Raw genomic sequence first — 18,813 nt, 5'->3', positions numbered from 1 at the left:
TAGATTTGCTTCCTCATGGAATCGGAGTATGTAGGACGCACTGCTCGATAGGTTTCTTGCCTGTATGAAACCTGCCTCAATGACTTAACGCCCGCCTTGTGCGGGCGTTTTTTTTGGCGGGTTTCTGCCGGTCCCCCGTAAAACAAGACGATTCGAGCGTGGTTGCGACCGTCCCCGATGCCGGGTCGCCGCGCAACCGCCGGAAACGACTCGCGAATCACGGTGTCGTGAAACTGGTTAACGGACCCCGAAGCGGTCCGTTTGCACTCCTCTTTGAGACGGGCCAGTGTCGCCCGCGACATCATCCCAAGGAGCGCAAGGATGGATCTGAAGGGCAAGACGGCGGTCGTCACGGGGTCGAATTCCGGTATCGGACTGGGCGTGGCGACGGAACTGGCGAAGGCCGGGGCGAATGTGGTGCTGAATTCCTTCACCGACCGCGACGAGGACCATAGGCTGGCAGAAGATCTGGCCAGCCGGTACGGGGTGGAGGCGCGGTACATCAAGGCGGACCTGAGCAAGGGCGACGAGGCGCGGGCCTTGATCGAGACGTCCGGCCGCTGCGACATCCTCATGAACAACGCCGGGATCCAGCACGTCTCTGCGATCGAGGAATTCCCGGTCGAGAAATGGGACGCGATCATCGCGATCATGCTGAGTTCAGCGTTCCACACCGCGGCCGTGGCCGTTCCGATGATGCGCGCCAACGGCTGGGGGCGGATCATCAACCTGGCCTCTGCCCACGGTCTGCGGGCATCGCCCTACAAATCCGCCTATGTCGCGGCCAAGCACGGTGTGGTGGGGTTGTCCAAGGTGATCGCGCTGGAGACGGCCGAGGATCCGATCACCTGCAACGCGATCTGCCCCGGCTATGTCATGACCCCGCTGGTCGAGGACCAGATCCCCGACACCATGAAGAAATACGACATGGACCGGGAAACGGCGATCAAGGAGGTCATCCTGGCGCGGCAGCCGTCCAAGGAATTCGCCACCGTCGAGCAAATCGGCGGCGTGGCGACGTTCCTGTGCTCCGATGCGGCGGCGCAGATCACCGGTACGACGATCAGCGTGGACGGCGGCTGGACGGCGCGCTGACCGCAGGCGACGGGGATAGCCTGCGCGGCCGCGCTGCGCTACGGGCGTGGCGGACCGCATCGACAGGAGGACCTCCCCATGGCCGCACCGAAACGGATCAACCTGGCGCTTCAGGGCGGCGGAGCCCACGGCGCCTTTACCTGGGGCGTCCTCGACCGGCTTCTCGACAGCGATGAGATCGAGATCGCGGGCATCTCCGGCACATCCGCGGGCGCGCTGAACGGCGCCGCCCTCAAGGCCGGCCTTGCCACCGGCGGACCGGCGGAGGCAAAGGCGCTTCTGGCCCATATGTGGGCGCGCATCCTGGGGCTGAGGGATCTCAAGATCGCCACCTGGCTGTCGCCCTTCGCGCCCGCCACGGCCGAGATTTCGCGCGTGATCGAATATTCCTCGGCCTATGCGTGGGGGGATTTCGTGTCCCGATCGACCTCGCCCTATGCGATGGGTCCGTTCTACCGCAATCCGCTGGCGCCGATCCTGGCGGACCTGCCGTTCGAGCGCGTCTGCTCTTCTCCGGGTCCGGATCTCTATGTCTGCGCGACCAACGTCCGCACCGGCAAGATCCGCATCTTCACCGGAGATGAGATTTCGCCCGACTCGCTCATGGCCTCTGCCTGTCTTCCGACCCTGTTCCAGGCCGTGGAGATCGACGGAGAGGCCTATTGGGACGGGGGTTACACCGGCAATCCGGCGCTGTTCCCGCTCTATCAGGATCATCTGCCCAACGACATCGCCATTGTGAACATCAACCCGCTTGTACGCGACGACCTGCCGTACTCGGCGCAGGAAATACAGAACCGCATCAATGAGATCAGTTTCAACGCGTCGCTCTTTCGCGACCTGCGCGCGATCCGTTTCGTGCAGCGGCTGATCGAAAGCGGCAAGGTCGAGAAGGGCGCCATGGCCTATATCCTGGTCCACATGATCGCCGATGACGACCTCATGCGGGACCTGTCGGTGGCGACCAAGCTGGTGCCGTCGGCAATCATCGTGGAGCGCCTGTTCCAGGCCGGGCGCCGCGCGGCGGAACGGTTTCTGGAGACCCATCTGGCCGATGTCGGCAAGCGTTCGACCGTCGATCTGGCAGAGATGTACGACTGAACCGCCCTATTCCGCGGCGATCCTGCCCGATTGCGGTTGCGCGGGATCCTTGGCATTCGGATAGACCAGCCCGGCCGAGATCACCAGCTTGGCCGCGTCCTCTACGCTCATCTCCAGCTCGATCAGTTCCGAGCGGGGCACGAAGAGCAGGAAACCCGACGTCGGGTTGGGCGTCGTCGGCAGGAACACCGCGGCCTTGTCCTCACTGGCCGGGATCGCGCCGGCGATCTCTCCCTTGGCATCGGTCGAGACGAAGGCGATGGCCCAGATCCCCTTGCGCGGGTATTCGATCAGGACCGCGGTGTCGAAGTTGCTGTCGGACTGGGCAAAGACCGTCTCGGCGATCTGCTTCAGACCCGAATAGACCGACCGCACGATGGGCGTTCGGTTCACGACGTTCTCGCCCAGCCGCAGGATCGCGCGGCCGATGTAGCCCTTGGCCACCCAGCCGACGAGCACGGTGAAGACGAAAAAGAAGATGACACCGACGCCCCGCAGGTTGATGCCGATATACTGTTCCGGCTTGAAGCGGTTCGGCACGAAGGGGAGGACGAATCCGTCGACCCAGCCGATCACCGCCCAGATCAGCCAGATGGTGAGTCCGATCGGCGCGATCACCACCAGCCCGGTCAGGAAATTCGCACGCAGGCGTGCGAAGGCGGGGCGGCGCCGGCGGGAGTCTGGGATCGGTTTCGCGCTCATGCGACTGAGATAGGCCGCGCCTGTCCCAGCTACAACGGTCAACGACACGTTGCGTACGTCCGTTGCGGCGCCGGAAAGGATCCTTCCGGCGTCCGCGGGACCGGATCAGCAAACCGGGCATTCCGGAGCGGGGGAAGATGCCCGCCGGACGGGCGGCAACCGGACGGACGGGCGGCGCGATCCGGCACGGGCGATCGGCTTGCCGGTGCGGTCCTGCGTAGCCGGGGGCCTTGGCCGGGCGGCGCGCACGTCCCATGCATGTCGGAGATCGATATCGGGACGGTCCCACGATGCGGCCGCCTTACGCAGCGGCCCGCCCGGACAGGCTGCGGCCGTTGCGCAGATGGCGCAGGACGAGCTGTCGCACCAGCGCCTTTTTCGCGACGATCGTACGGGCCGGGACGGGCAGGAAGCCGGGCTGCCGAATGGCCGGGAAGAGCGCGGCGATTTCATCGACCGACTCCCGCGGCAGCGCGGCGAGCGCGGCCGGGCCGAGATAGAGTGTCTCCGACCCGGCGCCGTTCGCTTCGACAATCTGATGCGTATCGCACAGGATGTGCACATAGCGTACAAATGTGCACGCCGTGTCCACAGTTACGCCGGGCAGGTCCAGAAGCTTGCGGGCGGCCACCAGGACCTCTGCCGTGCCGAACATCCGCTGCGCGATCGCGGAGCGGACCACGATCCTGTGCTGGGGCGACACCACCAGGTCCCGCGCCGGGATGCCGGGTCCCAGTGCGCCGGCGCCGACGCGGATCGGGCGCAGATTCGGGGCGCGCGCCAGGTCCAGCTTGCCAAGCGTCATGCCCCCGCGCCAGACGATCCGTCGGGCCGGTGCATCCGCCGTGGCGACAAGATCGCCCGGCATGAGGTCCTCGACCGGAACCTCTCCGGCCGGCGTGGCGATCAGCGTTCCGGCGGTAAAGCAGACGGTGCTGGTGTTGACGATCCGCGACACCGGCAGCGTGTCGCCATTGGACGCCTGGTTGGTCACGCGGTTGATGCGAATGGACGAGATGTTGAGATTGTCCAGCGACGATGGCGCGCTGCTTGGCTCTCCCAGAAAGGTGTCGCCGTTCTGCAGCTGCGACACCACCAGCGACACCGTCTTCTGGGTCCCGTCGCGCATGGAAATGGTGACGCTCACCAGCGCCGTATAGTCAAGGACCGAGGTAACCGGGCCGTGGCCCAGATCGTATTGCAGCGTCTCCGAATTGGTGCGGTATATCCGACCGTCGCTGTAGTAGGTCGTATCCTCATCCAGCACGTTGTTGCCGTTCTTGTCGTTCGCCACGACATCGACGACCCGAAGCCCGGAGGCATAGGTCTTGTCGGTCAGCGGGGCGAGGTTCTCACCGTTCTGATGGCCCGCGGACTCGTTGCTGTCGATGATCTCCAGCTTGCCGAGATAAAGCAGGTTGTGCGAAAAATAGGCCATCAATTACCCTCGATGCTGTCTCTGCGGCCTGTCGGCCAGGCGTCGTCCCCGCTGCTGTGTCCGGAGGTATCGGGCAGGTTGATTTCAGTAGGTTTAAGAACCGCGCACCTAGGCCGAAAAAAAGAACACATGATAAACGAAGCATAAACACGGAAAGCGGTTGTGATCCGGTTGCACTTGTTGACCCGCGCTCCAGAGGGTACTCCGGCCGCATGTCACTCTGGACCTACGCCAACCCGACCCGCTTCATGTCCACGACGCGTCCGCTCGTTCCCGCGTTGGGCGCGATCGCGGCGGTCTTTCTGGTCGTCGGCCTGGTCTGGGGGTTCTTCTTCACGCCCGACGACTACCGGCAGGGGGCGACGGTCAAGATCATCTATCTCCACGTACCCTCGGCGCTGATGGCGATCAACGCGTGGCTGATGATGCTGGTCGCGTCGCTCATCTGGCTCGTGCGGCGGCACCATGTCTCTGCCCTGGCGGCGCGGGCGGCGGCACCGGTGGGCGTGACCATGACGCTTATCGCGCTGGTTACCGGAGCGGTCTGGGGCCAGCCCATGTGGGGCACCTGGTGGGCCTGGGATCCGCGGCTCACGTCGTTCCTGATCCTGTTCCTGTTCTACCTCGGCTACATGGCGCTCTGGGAGGCGATAGAGGATCCCGATACGGCGGCCGACTTGACGTCGGTCCTGTGCCTTGTCGGGTCGGTCTTCGCGGTGCTGTCGCGCTATGCGGTGAATTTCTGGAACCAGGGTCTGCACCAGGGGGCATCGCTGTCCCTGGATGCCGAGGAGAACGTCGCGGATGTCTTCTACTATCCGCTGCTGGTCTCCATCGCAGGGTTCGCCGCACTCTTCGTTGCGCTGGTGCTGCTCAGGACCCGGACCGAAATCCGCGCCCGCCGGCTTCACGCCCTGCGCCTGCGAGAAAGGATGGCCGATGCCTGATCTTGGAAAATACGCGCTGGAGGTCGGGCTGGCCTATGGCCTGTCCGCTGTCCTGCTGGCCGGGATCGTGGTTCTTTCGCTGCTCCGGGCGCGACGCATGGCCCGGGCGCTCGACCGGGCGGAGCGCCGGAATGGCTAGTCTGCCGCGCAGTGCGCTGATGTCGCTCGCGGGTGTCGCGGTCCTGGCGGCTATTTTCTACGCCGGATCGCGGCGGGAGGATCCGAACGCCCCACCGCCGACCCTCGTGGGGCAAGCGGCCCCGGCTCTCACCCTTGAACCGCTGGCCGATCTGCGTCCCCTGCGAGATGAGGATCTGACCGCGCCGGGGATGAAGCTGGTGAATTTCTGGGCCAGCTGGTGCACCCCCTGCCGCGTGGAGCATCCCAACCTTGCGGCACTGACAGAGGAAACCGGCATTCCGATCTACGGGGTGAACTTCAAGGACCAACCCGACAAGGCCATGGGCTTCCTTGCGGAACTGGGCAATTTCTACGCGGCCGTCGCCGCGGACCCCGACGGGCGCACCGCGCGCGACTGGGGCGTGTTCGGCCTGCCCGAAACCTTCGTGGTGGACGGCGATGGCCGGATCGTTGCCCGGGTCGCCGGCCCGGTGACGGAGCGGACGCTGGAGGGCACGATCCGCCCCGCTCTCGAGGCCTCCGGGCGGGACTAGACCGGCGATGACAGGTTCGTGCCGTTGACCGCCTCTGTCAGCCGGTAGCGAAGGCGCTCTCGGTCGAATGAGACCATCCCCGGGATCAGGAACATGTCCACGAAGACCCAGATGCCGACGATCGCCACCGCTATCACGCCAACGCCCAGTACGATCGTCGCCAGTCCGACGATGAACAGGACAAGCTGTGTCGCGCCGCTCCCGGTGCGGCCCAGATAGAAGCGATGGACGCCGAAAAAGCCCAGGAAAATCAAAAGCAGATAGGCGACGCCCGCGGACTTGGACTCGTTCGTGATCCTTTGCTCTATCAGCATCTTCTCTTCGGTGGTGGCAGCCATGGTCGTCCCTTATCTCTTCGGTTTCGATACGTGGACGCCGCGCAGAGCTCGCCCTCAGCCCCCTCAAGATGCACGCTGCCGGTTAAGGACAAGTGAACGTGCTCTGCCGACATCAGGACAGAAAACCCGCACGGTGGCTGACACATTCCGCGTAGTGGGACCAGCCGACGCTCGCCGCGGCAGGTCATTCATTTTCCGTGATTTTCAGAGGCCCGCAGGCTCGGTTGTGCGGACCGGATTTGCGAGGATTTTCCTCGCAGCCTCCCTGTCAGATGCGAAGTAGAAGAAATCTTGGGACCGCGGATTTTCGATCCTGTTTCGGGTTCATCTCGACGCCGCGATCTCCAGGCTGAGCAACTACATCGGCGTTCTCGGCGGGCCGGCCTGCGGCTGCTGCGGTACGCGGTTCCTCGCGCGTCCGGACGAGTTCACCATGAAAGCTGCGCATCAGCGGACCAAAGACTGCAAAGGCAGACCTAACGGATATGTCTATCGCCTCGATGTCGATCCGCGGGTCGCGCCGCTTGATCTGTTCAACAGCGCATATCTCAACGAGCACGGCGGTTTGCAAAACCTGTCGAAGGAATATCTGGGCACGAAGGTCGGATCGGCGCCGCTCTTTTCATGGCAGCGCCGCAGGGGTTGCCTCCATAAGCCTCAGTTCTTCTCGGCCTGCGTCAATGACCTGGACTGCCCGGATTTTGCGGAGCGCCGCGACTGAGAAATCATGAAGTATTCTATGAAAAGCGGAAACAGGCCGACGCCGGCGTTTCGGCATGAAGAAGCGCGGCTTGCCATCGCTCTGACTCTCTCTTCCCGGCGCGTTATTGGCCGGGCGAGGAAAGACCGGTTGAAGCGCGACCTGGCCATAGAGGCCCTGCGCCGTGCTCTGGTGGCCCGGAACCCCGCGCCGGGGCCGGTCCATCATTGCGGCCGCGGGTCGCACTACTGCTCTGTGAACTATCGGGCGGAACTTCGACAGCGCGGCCTCCTGATCTCCCACTCGGCAATTGCCCGCGAATGCCTGCAATCGCCTGCCGTCGATGGATGAGCGCGCGGGGGAACGGCTGGGACAATGCGATGGTCGAACCGTTCTTCAAGACCATCAAGTCGGAGCCGAACTGGCCGGTCGCATGGCAATCCAGCCACCAGGCCGCAAACGCCGTGGCCGGATATATCGACGGGTTCGATAACGCCGTCAGGCGGCACTCGTCGCTCGGCTTCCAAAGCCCCATCGCCTTCGAGCGAAAGGCATGGGAAGTGAGCTAAACGCTCTCCACAAAACACGGGCAAATCCACGAAGATGGTCGGCCCCATAGGCCGACCATCTGTTTGCGACCGGGTCCTGCGCAGCGGAATGCGTCACGCGGTGGCGGGTCTTCTGCGGTTCGGGTCCCTGTCATGCCGCCGATGCGGTATCGGCCAGCCGGCGCAACACATAGTGCAGCACACCGCCGTTCTTGACGTAGTCGATCTCGATCGCGGTATCGATCCGGCTTTTCAAGGTGATCTCCTTTTCGGTGCCGTCGGGATAGGTGATCGTGCAGGCCACCTCGGCCCCCGGGGGGAAATCGCCCTCCAGCCCGGAGATCGAGAACGTCTCGTCCCCGGTAAGCTTCAGGCTCTCGCGGCTGTCGTCGCCGGTGAACTCGAACGGCAGGACGCCCATGCCCACGAGATTGGAGCGGTGGATGCGCTCGTAGCTTTCCGCGATCACCGCCCGCACGCCCAGAAGCGCCGTGCCCTTGGCCGCCCAGTCGCGCGAAGACCCCGCGCCGTACTGCTCACCGGCCACCACGACAAGGGGCGTGCCCTGTTCCTGATAGGCCATGGCCGCATCGTAGATCGGCATCTGCTCGCCGTCCGGGCCCTTCGTGTAGCCGCCTTCCACCCCGTCCAGCATCTCGTTGCGGATGCGGATGTTGGCGAAGGTGCCGCGCATCATCACCTCATGGTTGCCGCGCCGCGACCCGTAGGAGTTGAACTCCCTGGGGGTAACCTGCCGTTCGGTCAGGTATTCGCCGGCGGGCGAGGTTTCCTTGAACGATCCGGCCGGAGAGATATGGTCGGTCGTCACCATGTCGCCCAGAAGCGCCAGCATCCGCGCGTCCTTGATGTCCGAGATCGTGCCGGGCTCCGTGCCCATGCCCTGGAAGTAGGGCGGATTCTGGACATAGGTGGACCCGGCGGGCCAGTCGTAGGTCTGGCTGTCCGTGGTCTCGACCTCCTTCCATTTCTCGTCGCCCTCGAAGACGTCGGCGTATTTCTCCTGGAAGCGTTCGCGGGTCACGGTCTCTTCGACCAGCTTGGCGATCTCTGTCTGGGAGGGCCACAGGTCCTTGAGGAACACATCGTTGCCGTCCTTGTCCTGGCCGAGCGGTTCCGTGGTGATGTCCACGTTCATGTCGCCCACCAGCGCGTAGGCCACCACCAGCGGCGGCGAGGCGAGGTAGTTGGCGCGCACGTCCGGGCTGATCCGGCCCTCGAAGTTGCGGTTGCCCGACAGGACGGAGACAGCGATCAGGTCGTTGTCGTTGACCGCCTTGGACAGTTCTTCGGGGATCGGGCCGGAGTTGCCGATGCAGGTGGTGCAGCCGTAGCCCACCAGGTTGAAGCCGATCGCGTCCAGGTCCTCCTGCAGGCCGGTGGCCTCAAGATAGGAAGAGACGACCTGCGAGCCGGGTGCCAGGGACGTCTTGACCCACGGCTTGCGGTCGAGGCCGAGTTCGCGCGCCTTGCGGGCGATGAGCCCGGCGCCGATCATCACGTAGGGATTGGACGTGTTGGTGCAGGAGGTGATCGAGGCGATCACGATCGAGCCGTCGTGAAGCTCGAACGACTTCTCCTCTCCGTCGATATCCACCATCGTGACCTGCGCGCGCTTGTGCTTGCCCTTGTCGCCGGGGATGTTGACGGGTTCCGGCTGGCCGCCTTCGGCCTCCCAGCGCGTTTCCGCCTTGGTCTCGACGTTGCCGCCATCGCGCTGTTCCTCGATATAGGCGTGGAAGTTCGTGGCCGCCGCGTCCAGGTCGATGTGCTGCTGGGGGTGCTTGGGTCCGGAAATGGCCGGCTTGACCGTGGACATATCGAGCTCCAGCGTATCGGTGAAGACCGGCTCCTCCCCGGCCGTGCGCCACAGGCCCTGCTCCTTGGCATAGGCCTCCACCAACGCGACGGTCTCCTTGTCGCGCCCGGTCTGGGTCAGATAGCGCAGGGTCTCGTCGTCGATGGGAAAGAAGGCGCAGGTGCCGCCGAATTCGGGGCTCATGTTGCCGATCGTCGCGCGGTCGGCCAGCGGCACGTTGTCCAGTCCGTCGCCGTAGAATTCCACGAATTTCTGTACCACGCCCTTCTTGCGCAGCATTTCGCAGACCCGGAGCACCAGATCCGTCGCGGTGGTCCCCTCCGGCATGGCGCCGGTCAGCTTGAAGCCCACGACCTCCGGGATCAGCATCGAGACGGGCTGACCCAGCATCGCGGCTTCGGCTTCGATCCCGCCGACGCCCCATCCCAGAACGGCGGCGCCGTTCACCATGGTGGTGTGGCTATCGGTGCCCACAAGCGTGTCGGGATAGGCCACCAGCTCACCGTTCTGATCCGTGTCCGACCAGACGGTGCGGCTGAGGTATTCCAGGTTCACCTGATGGCAGATGCCGGTGCCGGGCGGGACGACGCGGAAGTTCTGGAACGCTTTCTGGCCCCACTTGAGGAAGGTGTAGCGTTCGATGTTGCGCTCATACTCGCGATCCACGTTCATCTGGAAGGCGCGCGGATTGCCGAATTCGTCGATCATCACCGAGTGGTCGATGACCAGATCCACGGGGTTCAGCGGATTGATCTTCTGCGCGTCGCCGCCAAGCTCCACGATCCCGTCGCGCATCGCCGCCAGGTCCACCACCGCCGGTACGCCGGTGAAGTCCTGCATCAGCACGCGCGCGGGACGATAGGCAATCTCACGGTCGGTCTTGCCGCCGTTCTGCGCCCAATCGGCGAACGCCTTGATGTCGTCCACCGTGGTGGTGTTGCCGTCCTCGAACCGCATGAGGTTCTCGGCCAGAACCTTCAGCGACTTGGGAAGCCTGGAGAAATCGCCCAGCCCGGCATCTTTTGCGGCGGCCAGCGAATAATAGGCATAGGTGGTGCCATCGACATCCATCGTACGGCGGGTCTTGCTGGTATCCTGTCCGACTTCGATCGGCATGGCGGTCTCCTCTGGGCGTCAATGGGCGCCACCGACCGTGGCGCGCGCGTTCTGGTGAAAACGTAGTGCGGTGCTAGATCGTTTCCACACGGTATGCAACAGTATACATGGCGTCGCTGCGGCTGGAATGCCGATATTCCAAGGTATCGCAAAACCTTGATTGGCAAGCCTCCGGTCTGCGGCATAGACCTCCCAGACAGTGCAATCCCCCACCGGAGGACCTCCATGCGCGTCGCGCTGACCTGTGTTGCCATCGGCCTCTCGCTCGGGATCGCGATTCCGGCCCGGGCCGGAGAACAGCCGGTGGTGGTGGAACTCTATACCTCCCAGGGCTGCTCTTCCTGTCCGAAGGCAGACGCGCTTCTGGCGGATCTGTCGGGGCGGGACGACGTGCTGCCGCTGGCTCTGCATGTGGGTTACTGGGACTATATCGGCTGGGCCGACACCTTCGCCGATCCAAGGTTCATGCGCCGCCAGAAAGGCTATGCCAAGGCGGCCGGAGAGCGGATGATCTATACGCCGCAGATCATCGTCGGGGGGCGCTACCGGATCGTCGGCAGCCGTCCCAAGCAGCTGGCCGCGGCGATCCGCGAACTGGACGCCAGGCCCGACGCGGTCGAGGTCGAGGCCAGCCGACAGGGCGAGAGGATCATGATCCGCGCCAGCATGGCGGAGGGCGCCACGGCCGGCAAGATGCTGGTGCAGGTCGTGCCCTTCGCCCCGCGCCAGCGGGTCGCCATCCGCAGCGGCGAGAATGCGGGCGCGGTGATCGACTACACCCATATCGTGACGGACTGGCAAGTCTTGGGGGAATGGGACGGGACCGCGGACTGGCAGGGCGAGGCGCGGATGGACGGACCCGTCGCGGTTCTGGTGCAGGCGGCCGGGTTCGGTCCGATCCTGGGCGCGGCCCGGGTCGATTGACGGTCAGCCGCGCCGTTCGCGCTCGGGCTTCCAGCGTCGATGGATCCAGAACCACTGCCCCATGTTGGCGCGGACCATGCGCTCTAGCCGGTCGTTGACCTCCTGCGTCATCTCAACCGGATCGCGATGGGCCACCGGTTCCTCCATGACCAGATCAAAGCTCAGCCCGTCCGCGCGCCGCAGCCCGTAGCAGGGGATGACCGTGGCGCCGTATTTCACCGCCCAGGCGCAGGCCGCGGTCGAGGTGGGCGCGCTCTGCCCGAAGAAGGTCACGTCGGCGCCCGTGGAATTGTAGACGTCCGTGAGGATCCCGATGATGCCGCCGTCGGCCAGGTAACGCACGAAGCGTGAGACCCCCTGGCGGTCGGTCGGAAAGATCGGCGTTCCGATGGCGCTGAGCGCCTTCACGTAATGGGCGTTGAACCGGCGATTGTTCATTTCTCGGTAAAGCCCGCCCAGCTCGTGCCCCTCTGCGATGAGGGTCGCGCGCAGGGCGTCGAAATTTCCCATATGCGCTGTGACGAGTGCGACGGGCCGCCCCTCGCTCCGCGCCGCGCGCAGCGCCTCGACGCCCGGCCCGGACAGCGGCGTTCCGAACACGTGCCGCTTGAACTCGGCGCCCGAGTATATCTCGATCAGGGTGCGGCCCACGTTGTCAGGAACCTCCCGGACGATGCGCGCGACCTCGGCCTCAGGCAGGTCCGGGCAGGCGTGGGCCAGGTTCGCGCGGATCCGCCGCCGCCATCCGGCGAGAGGCGCGATGAGATGGGTTGCAAGCCAGCCCATCAGGCGGACCCGGGATTTGTAGGGCAGGGCGAGGATCGCGCCCAGGACGGTTCGGATCGCCAGGTTCTGCGCCGCGTCGGCCATGTCGGATCGATTGCGCTTGGCCATGGCTGGGGAACTCCCGGAGGCGGCGGGCCGGTCCGCCCGCATTGGCCAGAGGTTTAGGCCCCGCACCCGCGGACCACAAGCGACTGGACGCGGAGCGCCGCCGATCCGGCCGCCGGATCCCGGTGTACAGCGGCCAGACCGGGCGGCCTTCCGCCGCAGAGCGCCGCCCGCGCCCTTCGATGGGTATCCGAGGTCCGGGTCCGGGACCTTGTGCCCCGGCGGTGCCGCACCGTCTCAGGCTTTTGCCGTATACCGTACCCGGCGCAAAAGGGCGGTGCCGTCCGACGACCGCTCTCGATCTCACGCCGCGATGCCGCGCGCGGAACCGCGGCCCAGGTCAACCGGATTGGCCGGCCATCGCCAGCGTGATTCGAACGGGTGCTCCGTCCGGGGTGCCCTTGGTTGGAAAGACCACGCGCCCCCCTGCCGGGACCGCCTTCTCGAATGCGCCTTCGATCACTTCGAGCTGAACCTGAAGCCGTTTCCCGCCGTTCCGGCGCTCGAAGGCGCAGATGCCGTCGGATGCCTCGATCGGATGATAGCCCCCTTGCAGGAACAGGGCCGGGTGGGATTGCCGCAGGTGCAGGATCGCGCGGATCAGACCGAATTTCGCGCGGTCCAGGCTGCGCGGCAACTGGCCGTCATCGTCCAGCGCCGTTGCCAGCGCCGCGAAATCGACAGGACGCCTGTTGTCGGGATCGGTCAGTGCGTAATTCGCCACCTCGCACCCCTGATAGATGTCGGGAATGCCCGGCACGGTCAGCTTCAGCGCCGTCTGGATCAGGCTCAACCGATCCGCCGCCTCGATGATCGCCCGCACCTCCATCGCGTGACGCGGGAAGTGGCTGGCCAGTCGCCGGACGAAGTCGGTCGCCGCTTTTTCCAGCTCGGTATCGGGGTCGGTCCAGAAGGTCTCGCTTTTCGCTTCGCGCAGGGCCTTGACGACATGTTCGGCCAGGCGGTCGGCGAAATCGCCGTCCCACTGGTCCAGGGCCAGGAAGGTTTGCGCGACGTACCAGACGAGGTTCGGGTTCAGCCGCTCCGGCGCGAACCCGCTGCAGATCCGGAACCAGGCCAGATAGGCCTCCGGCTCGCGGGTGATGGCGGCGATGCGCATCCGCGCGTCCTCGGAGCGCTTCGTGTCATGCGAAGAGGTCAGCGACAGACCGTGCGGCATCAGCTTCGCCCGCCGTTCCATCGCGCGGTGAAAGCCCGCCACGCCCAGCGGATCTTCGTCGGGTTCGCCGCCGACCTCATTGGCCGACAGCAGCCGGACCTCACGGTAGAATGCCGTATCCTCATGGCTCTTGGCTACGGCGGCACCCGTCACCTGCTGCATCCGTTCGCGCAAGGGGGCGGTGGCCGGGTCTGCACGGGTCAGCACATCGGCCAGCAGCGGCAGCGCACCCGGATCGTTCAGATGGGTGGCCGCATCCGCTGCGGTGCGGCGGACCAGATCGGCATCGGCCTGCGATACGGAATCTTGCGTCATATAGCTGCGATAGCGCGGGAATGCGCCGATATAGGCAAGCAGGGCCTCGCGTAGCCGTTCGGGTCCGAATTCGATGCCGACCGGGTCGGCCGCGGCGATTTTTGCAAACAGGCCGTGGAGCGTCCAGAGCTCGGCGGCCAGGTCCTGGGTCAGCACCTGCCGGCGGGCGCGCCAGATCACGTCCTCGACCGGATCGGTCCGGCCGGTCGCGCGGCGATACGCGACGTCGATGCGATCCAGCCCGTCGCTTTCGGTCAGAAGCCGCGCAAAGGCGCGGGCCGCGACATAGCCGGTCGTCCCTTCGATCGGCCAGTCGCGCGGAAGCGTCTCCGGGCCGGACAGGATCTTTTCGACCCAGATCGGCGTGTCGCCGACCCGCGCCCGCAACCGGTCGAGATAGCCCGCGGGATCGGCCAGACCGTCGATATGATCGATGCGGATCCCGTCCACGGTGCCGTCCTCGACCAAATCGAACAGCAGCCGATGCACGTCCTCGAACACATCCCCCGCGTCCACCCGGACCCCGACCAGGCCGGTGACGTTGAAGAACCGCCGGTGGCTCAGCGCGTCCGCCTCTGTGCGCCAATGGACAAGGCGCCAAGGCTGGGCGGCATGGAGCTTGCGGATCGCATCGGCATCACCGCTGCGGGCGTCCGACAGGGCCGGTGTCTCTGCCAGGGGAACGCGCAGGCCATCGCTGACCAGCACCGGTCCGTCGTCGTCCCGGTCCACGGAGAACCCGCCTTCGGCCAGCACCTGTTCGAAAGGCGCGGTCAGCCAGGGCAGGCGGATCCGCCCGGCTTCCGGGTCCAGATCGAAGTGCCGCGCGAACCGGCTGTCCGGCCCGTGGCGCAAGACATCCCTGAGCCACGGGGTGGCCACGGAAAAGGCCATGTGGTTGGGAACGATGTCCAGGATCAGGCCAAGCCCCTCTGCCCGGAGGGCCGCAGACAGCCTGGCCAGCCCGTCTCGTCCGCCGATCGCGGGCTCGATCTCTCCCGGATCGGTCACGTCATAGCCGTGGGTCGATCCGGGCTGGGCCGTAAACAGCGGTGAGGCATAGAGATGGCTGATCCCCAGTCGCGCCAGATAGGGGACGAGCGATGCCGCCCGATCGAAATCCATGCCGTTGCGGAACTGGAGTCGGTAAACGGAGGTGGGAAGGGTCATCGTGTCTGGTCCAGCCAATGTGCCGCGCTGCGCGGATCGCCCGGCGTGCCGACGGCGTGCAGAAGATCGCCGCGTGCGGGCGGCAGGTCGCGGCGTCTCGACGAAAAATTGGCGCGCATCTGCAAAAGCCCGCCGTCCAGCTGCCAGTCCACGGCAAGCACCCCGTCGTCGGCCGCCACGATACGGCCGCACTGGCCACCGACAGCGCCCAGAAGCGGAACGATGCGACGATGACGCAGGTCAAGAAGGTGCCGCGTGCGCTCCAACGCCGCCTGGCCGCCTTCGCTGCGGCGACGGTCCGGATCCAGTTTCGACGCCTGGAAGGTTTCGGGCGCGATGGGATCGGGAACCTCTGCCGCGCCGCCTTCGAAACCGGCGAATTCGGCGAATTCGCGGCGGCGCCCGTCGCGCACGGCATCGCCCAGCTCTCCGCCGAACCCGGCAAAGAACAGGAACGGCCGGGTCTCGTCGTATTCCTCGCCCATGAACATCAACGGAATATGCGGCGACAGCAGATGCACCGCGACGAGCGCGTGGAGGGTCTGCGTATCGGTGAGCGAGATCAGACGCTCGCCCCGCGCGCGGTTTCCGGTCTGGTCGTGGTTCTGCAGGAAATCAACGAAGGCGACGGGCGGCAGATGCGCCGACGGCTGCCCCCGCCCGCCCTCGCCCTGGAAGGCGAAGCCTTCGGCGAGAGACCGGGCAAGATAGCGCAGCGGATCGTCGGCGAAGGGTGCGTAGTAGCCCTCTTCCTCGCCGGTGGCGAGCACGTGGGCGGCATTGTGCATGTCGTCGTTCCATTCCGCGGTATGCCGCCGCACCTGGCCGCCATCGCGTTCGTGCAGATGCGTGACGTTGCGGTTGTCCTCTGTCGTCAGATGGACGGGACAGTCGGGCAGTGCGCCGCGCAACTCATGGGCCATCTCGATCAGCAGTTCCGGTCTTGATGGATCGACGATCTGGTCGATCGCGTCCAGCCGCAGCCCGTCGAAGCCGAACTCGCCCAGCCAGTAGAGCGCGTTGTCGATGAACAGACGCCGGACCGGCGCCCTGGTGTAGTCGATGCCCGCACCCCAGGGCGTCTGGCGGCCTTCGTCGAAGAATTCTGCCGCATAGGCGCCGAGGTAATTCCCGTCCGGCCCGAAATGGTTGTAGACCACGTCCAGCAGCACCATCAGCCCGCTGTCGTGGGCCGCATCGACCAGTGCGGCCAGATCGTCGGGCGTGCCATAGGCCGGGTGCGGCGCGTAGGGCAGCACCCCGTCATAGCCCCAGCCCCGATCGCCGCCGAACTGGGCGACGGGCATGATCTCGATCGCGGTCACGCCCAGATCGGCCAGCCGGGCCAGGTCATCGGCCGCGGCGCGGAAGGTCCCGTCCCGGGTGAACGTGCCGACATGCAGCTCATAGATCACCGCATCCCGCCAGGGTCGGGCGCACCATCCACGCGCACGGCGCGGCGCGGTCAGCAACGACGGGGCGTGCACGTCGCCGGATTGCCGCCGCGCCGCCGGGTCCGGGACGGCCTGTCCGCCGGGCAGCACGAATTCATAGGGCATCCCTTCCCGCGCCGGGGCCGTGAGGTCGAACCATCCATCTGCGACCGAAGTCATCTCCAGGTCGTTCCCGTCGAGCCGCAGCGACAATTGCGCGACCGTCGGCGCCCAGAGGCGGAACGACCACATGCCGTCGCCCACGGGCTCGGCGCCCCACGCGTAGCGCCGGGCGGTCATGACGCGCGCCCCCGCGCTTCGAGCAGCAGCAGCGACCGCGCGGCCAGCGGCACGGCCGCGCCGTCGATAAAAGGCTCTGCCCCGGGATCGGCACTGCCCTTTTCGGTATCCACGAGCGGCGCCCAGCACCGTGCCGCATCGCCCGGAAGGGCGAAGTCCAGCTGCGCGTCGCCGGCGTTCAACGCCATCAGCAGGAACGTGCCGCTTTCGTGCAGCAGCAGGCCCGTCGATCGGTTGTCGGGGTCGTTCCAGTCCTCGGGATGCATCGCGCCGCCGTCGGGGCGCAGCCACCGCGCAAAGCGATTGTGGCGCGCGTCCGGTCCGGCGTGCAGGTAGCGTTCGGCCAGGAACAGCCCGCGCGACCGGCGGATCTCGATCAGGCCGCGCAGGAACGCCTCGAACTCCAGGTGCCGGTCCTCGGTTTCCCAATCGAACCAGTTCATCTCACCGGGTTGGCAGTAGGAATTGTTGTTGCCGCCCTGGCTGCGGCCGCGTTCGTCGCCCATCAGGATCATCGGCGTTCCCTGGCTGAGCAGCAGCGTCGCCATGAAGTTCCGCCGCTGCCGGTCCCGAAGGGAGACGATTCCGGCGTCGTCCGTCGGGCCTTCGTGGCCGTGGTTCCACGACAGGTTATGGGAATGGCCGTCGCGATTGTCCTCACCGTTTTCCTCGTTGTGCTTGTCGTTGTAGGACACCAGGTCCATCAGCGTGAAACCGTCATGGGCCGTCACGAAGTTGACGCTGGCCCAGGGGCGGCGGCCGGAATGTGCGAACGTGTCCGCCGATCCCAGAAGCCCGCCGGCAACGCCCGGCAGACTGCCCGGATCGCCCTTCCAGAAACCGCGCATCGTATCGCGGTAGCGGTCGTTCCATTCCGCCCAGCCCGGCGGGAAATTGCCCAGCTGGTATCCGCCCGCACCGGTGTCCCACGGCTCTGCGATCAGCTTCACCCCCGCCAGGACCGGGTCCTGGCGCACCGCCTCCAGAAAGACGGCATGGGACGAGTAGTGATCCCGGTCGCGTCCCAGCGTCGTGGCCAAGTCGAACCGGAAGCCGTCCACATGGCAATCCTCGACCCAGTAGCGCAGGCTGTCCATGACCATCTGCAGGACACGGCTGTTGCGCAGATCCAGCGAATTGCCGGTGCCGGTGGTGTCGAAATAGTAGCGCGGATCTTCGGCCAGGGTGTAGTAGCTGGCATTGTCGATACCGCGGAACGACAGCGTCGGCCCCATCTGGCTGCCTTCGGCGGTGTGATTGTAGACCACGTCCATCAGCACCTCGATGCCCGCCTCGTGCAGGCGGCGGACCATCAGCTTGAATTCGTGCAGATTGTTCTGCGGCGTGAGGTAGCGGGGCGCTGGGGCGAAAAACCCCAGTGTCGAATAGCCCCACCAGTTCACCAGCCCCTGATCGGTCAGGTACCCCTCATCGTAGAAGGCCTGAACCGGCAGCAATTCAAGCGACGTCACCCCGAGCCCGACCAGGTGATCGATGACGCGCGGATCGGCCAGACCCTCGAAGGTGCCGCGCAAGGGCTCTTCGATCCCGGGATGTCCCATCGTCATGCCGCCGACATGAGCCTCATAGACGATGGTGCGGCCGAACGGCACGTTCGGCGACACGTCGCTGCCCCAGGTATGGGCCGGATCGACGACCACGCATTTCGGCATGACGAACGCGCTGTCGCGCCTGTCGAACGACAGATCCTCCTGCCCGTGGCCGATCCGATAGCCAAAAAGCGCGTCGTGCCACCGCAGGTTACCGCGGTGCTGGCGCGCATAGGGATCGAGCAGCAGCTTGTTGGGATTGAACCGGTGTCCCGCCTGCGGGTCGTAGGGGCCGTGAACCCGGTACCCGTAGACCTGGCCGGGCCGCACATCCGTGAGATAGCCGTGAAAGATCTGGTGGGTGTATTCGGGCAGTTCGATCCGCTCGATCTCACGCCGGCCGCGGGGGTCGAACAGGCATAGTTCCACCTTTGTCGCGTGGGCCGAGAACAGCGCGAAATTGGTGCCCGACCCGTCCCAGGTCGCACCCAGCGGTACGTCAGAGCCGGCAAGCACGCGACGGTTGAGGAGAAGCGATGGCGATTGCATGTCGC

General features: G+C 65.7%; 17 protein-coding genes. 9 read left to right on the top strand and 8 right to left on the bottom strand.

Going from position 1 to position 18,813, the window contains the following annotated elements; translation table 11 throughout:
• Positions 1-321 precede the first annotated feature (321 nt).
• Together KW83_RS03395 and KW83_RS03390 are read left to right on the top strand one after the other, a co-directional pair.
• The gene (locus KW83_RS03395; RefSeq protein ID WP_036174366.1) at positions 322-1,095 is read left to right on the top strand and encodes a 3-hydroxybutyrate dehydrogenase; all 774 of its coding nucleotides are present in this window, start codon (positions 322-324) and stop codon (positions 1,093-1,095) included.
• A gap of 78 nt (positions 1,096-1,173) precedes the next feature.
• On the top strand, positions 1,174-2,196 hold the full coding sequence (locus tag KW83_RS03390) for a patatin-like phospholipase family protein (RefSeq protein ID WP_036174363.1): 1,023 nt from the start codon (positions 1,174-1,176) through the stop codon (positions 2,194-2,196).
• A 6-nt stretch (positions 2,197-2,202) separates the two neighbouring features.
• Here the strand turns inward: KW83_RS03390 and KW83_RS03385 are convergent, their stop codons facing one another.
• Both KW83_RS03385 and KW83_RS03380 read right to left on the bottom strand, forming a co-directional pair.
• Entirely contained in the window at positions 2,203-2,898 is a 696-nt protein-coding gene (locus tag KW83_RS03385) for a DUF502 domain-containing protein (RefSeq protein WP_036174360.1), read from the bottom strand.
• A gap of 301 nt (positions 2,899-3,199) precedes the next feature.
• Positions 3,200-4,336, bottom strand: a complete 1,137-nt coding sequence (locus tag KW83_RS03380) for a Hint domain-containing protein (protein WP_051928197.1) — start codon at positions 4,334-4,336, stop codon at positions 3,200-3,202.
• Positions 4,337-4,548: 212 nt separating this feature from the next.
• On the opposite strand from KW83_RS03380, the gene KW83_RS03375 reads away from it, so the two are divergent.
• From KW83_RS03375 to KW83_RS03370, 3 genes are read left to right on the top strand one after another with little or no spacing between them, the layout of a single operon-like run.
• Positions 4,549-5,283 (top strand): heme ABC transporter permease, encoded by a 735-nt coding sequence (locus tag KW83_RS03375; protein WP_036174357.1) that lies wholly within the window; start codon positions 4,549-4,551, stop codon positions 5,281-5,283.
• A complete protein-coding gene (gene ccmD / locus KW83_RS19570; protein ID WP_081904426.1) occupies positions 5,276-5,422 on the top strand; it encodes a heme exporter protein CcmD in 147 nt (48 codons plus the stop codon). The genes KW83_RS03375 and ccmD overlap by 8 nt, the downstream gene beginning before the upstream one ends.
• Positions 5,415-5,957 carry a DsbE family thiol:disulfide interchange protein gene (locus KW83_RS03370; RefSeq protein WP_235191346.1) on the top strand — a complete coding sequence of 181 codons (543 nt, stop codon included), beginning with the start codon at positions 5,415-5,417 and terminating at the stop codon, positions 5,955-5,957. Before ccmD ends, KW83_RS03370 begins: the two co-directional genes overlap by 8 nt.
• On the opposite strand, the gene KW83_RS03365 is transcribed toward KW83_RS03370, so the two are convergent.
• Entirely contained in the window at positions 5,954-6,295 is a 342-nt protein-coding gene (locus tag KW83_RS03365) for a TM2 domain-containing protein (RefSeq protein WP_036174352.1), read from the bottom strand. The two genes, KW83_RS03370 and KW83_RS03365, sit on opposite strands and share 4 nt — an antisense overlap.
• A gap of 433 nt (positions 6,296-6,728) precedes the next feature.
• Between KW83_RS03365 and KW83_RS03360 the strand changes: the two genes are divergently transcribed.
• Genes KW83_RS03360 through KW83_RS21805 form a run of 3 tightly spaced genes read left to right on the top strand, consistent with a single transcriptional unit; the run spans position 6,729 to position 7,564 of the window.
• Positions 6,729-7,016 (top strand): hypothetical protein, encoded by a 288-nt coding sequence (locus KW83_RS03360; RefSeq protein ID WP_036174350.1) that lies wholly within the window; start codon positions 6,729-6,731, stop codon positions 7,014-7,016.
• 6 nt (positions 7,017-7,022) lie between these two features.
• A complete protein-coding gene (locus KW83_RS21810) occupies positions 7,023-7,346 on the top strand; it encodes a DDE-type integrase/transposase/recombinase (protein WP_407667836.1) in 324 nt (107 codons plus the stop codon).
• A 29-nt stretch (positions 7,347-7,375) separates the two neighbouring features.
• Positions 7,376-7,564 carry an IS3 family transposase gene (locus tag KW83_RS21805; RefSeq protein WP_161785439.1) on the top strand — a complete coding sequence of 63 codons (189 nt, stop codon included), beginning with the start codon at positions 7,376-7,378 and terminating at the stop codon, positions 7,562-7,564.
• A 130-nt stretch (positions 7,565-7,694) separates the two neighbouring features.
• On the opposite strand, the gene acnA is transcribed toward KW83_RS21805, so the two are convergent.
• Positions 7,695-10,496, bottom strand: coding sequence for an aconitate hydratase AcnA (gene acnA / locus KW83_RS03350; RefSeq protein ID WP_036174347.1), 2,802 nt, complete (start codon positions 10,494-10,496; stop codon positions 7,695-7,697).
• Between the two features lie 225 nt (positions 10,497-10,721).
• Between acnA and KW83_RS03345 the strand changes: the two genes are divergently transcribed.
• Positions 10,722-11,420 carry a DUF1223 domain-containing protein gene (locus tag KW83_RS03345; protein WP_036174344.1) on the top strand — a complete coding sequence of 233 codons (699 nt, stop codon included), beginning with the start codon at positions 10,722-10,724 and terminating at the stop codon, positions 11,418-11,420.
• A gap of 3 nt (positions 11,421-11,423) precedes the next feature.
• Here KW83_RS03345 and KW83_RS03340 read toward each other — a convergent pair whose 3' ends face one another.
• The 4 genes from KW83_RS03340 to glgX form a co-directional block, all read right to left on the bottom strand.
• Positions 11,424-12,314, bottom strand: a complete 891-nt coding sequence (locus KW83_RS03340; RefSeq protein WP_036174340.1) for a lysophospholipid acyltransferase family protein — start codon at positions 12,312-12,314, stop codon at positions 11,424-11,426.
• A 337-nt stretch (positions 12,315-12,651) separates the two neighbouring features.
• Positions 12,652-14,976: a malto-oligosyltrehalose synthase gene (gene treY / locus KW83_RS03335; protein ID WP_036174338.1), complete on the bottom strand. Its 2,325-nt coding sequence runs from the start codon at positions 14,974-14,976 to the stop codon at positions 12,652-12,654.
• Complete coding sequence (treZ, locus tag KW83_RS03330; RefSeq protein WP_036174335.1) at positions 14,973-16,709, bottom strand: malto-oligosyltrehalose trehalohydrolase; 1,737 nt, start codon at positions 16,707-16,709, stop codon at positions 14,973-14,975. The genes treY and treZ overlap by 4 nt, the downstream gene beginning before the upstream one ends.
• Entirely contained in the window at positions 16,706-18,808 is a 2,103-nt protein-coding gene (gene glgX, locus KW83_RS03325) for a glycogen debranching protein GlgX (RefSeq protein WP_051928194.1), read from the bottom strand. The genes treZ and glgX overlap by 4 nt, the downstream gene beginning before the upstream one ends.
• Positions 18,809-18,813: the final 5 nt, after the last annotated feature.

This window comes from Palleronia rufa (genome assembly GCF_000743715.1).
In the GTDB taxonomy this organism is placed as follows: domain Bacteria; phylum Pseudomonadota; class Alphaproteobacteria; order Rhodobacterales; family Rhodobacteraceae; genus Palleronia; species Palleronia rufa.
The sequence above is the reverse complement of the archived record's forward strand: the minus strand, read 5'-3'. Positions and strand labels throughout refer to the sequence as shown.

Coding starts and splice junctions, on each gene's coding strand:
- KW83_RS03395 (WP_036174366.1), top strand. CDS start 322: ATGGATCTGAAGGGCAAGACGGCGGTCGTCACGGGGTCGAATTCCGGT.
- KW83_RS03390 (WP_036174363.1), top strand. CDS start 1,174: ATGGCCGCACCGAAACGGATCAACCTGGCGCTTCAGGGCGGCGGAGCC.
- KW83_RS03385 (WP_036174360.1), bottom strand. CDS start 2,898: ATGAGCGCGAAACCGATCCCAGACTCCCGCCGGCGCCGCCCCGCCTTC.
- KW83_RS03380 (WP_051928197.1), bottom strand. CDS start 4,336: ATGGCCTATTTTTCGCACAACCTGCTTTATCTCGGCAAGCTGGAGATC.
- KW83_RS03375 (WP_036174357.1), top strand. CDS start 4,549: ATGTCACTCTGGACCTACGCCAACCCGACCCGCTTCATGTCCACGACG.
- ccmD (WP_081904426.1), top strand. CDS start 5,276: ATGCCTGATCTTGGAAAATACGCGCTGGAGGTCGGGCTGGCCTATGGC.
- KW83_RS03370 (WP_235191346.1), top strand. CDS start 5,415: ATGGCTAGTCTGCCGCGCAGTGCGCTGATGTCGCTCGCGGGTGTCGCG.
- KW83_RS03365 (WP_036174352.1), bottom strand. CDS start 6,295: ATGGCTGCCACCACCGAAGAGAAGATGCTGATAGAGCAAAGGATCACG.
- KW83_RS03360 (WP_036174350.1), top strand. CDS start 6,729: ATGAAAGCTGCGCATCAGCGGACCAAAGACTGCAAAGGCAGACCTAAC.
- KW83_RS21810 (WP_407667836.1), top strand. CDS start 7,023: ATGAAGTATTCTATGAAAAGCGGAAACAGGCCGACGCCGGCGTTTCGG.
- KW83_RS21805 (WP_161785439.1), top strand. CDS start 7,376: ATGGTCGAACCGTTCTTCAAGACCATCAAGTCGGAGCCGAACTGGCCG.
- acnA (WP_036174347.1), bottom strand. CDS start 10,496: ATGCCGATCGAAGTCGGACAGGATACCAGCAAGACCCGCCGTACGATG.
- KW83_RS03345 (WP_036174344.1), top strand. CDS start 10,722: ATGCGCGTCGCGCTGACCTGTGTTGCCATCGGCCTCTCGCTCGGGATC.
- KW83_RS03340 (WP_036174340.1), bottom strand. CDS start 12,314: ATGGCCAAGCGCAATCGATCCGACATGGCCGACGCGGCGCAGAACCTG.
- treY (WP_036174338.1), bottom strand. CDS start 14,976: ATGACCCTTCCCACCTCCGTTTACCGACTCCAGTTCCGCAACGGCATG.
- treZ (WP_036174335.1), bottom strand. CDS start 16,709: ATGACCGCCCGGCGCTACGCGTGGGGCGCCGAGCCCGTGGGCGACGGC.
- glgX (WP_051928194.1), bottom strand. CDS start 18,808: ATGCAATCGCCATCGCTTCTCCTCAACCGTCGCGTGCTTGCCGGCTCT.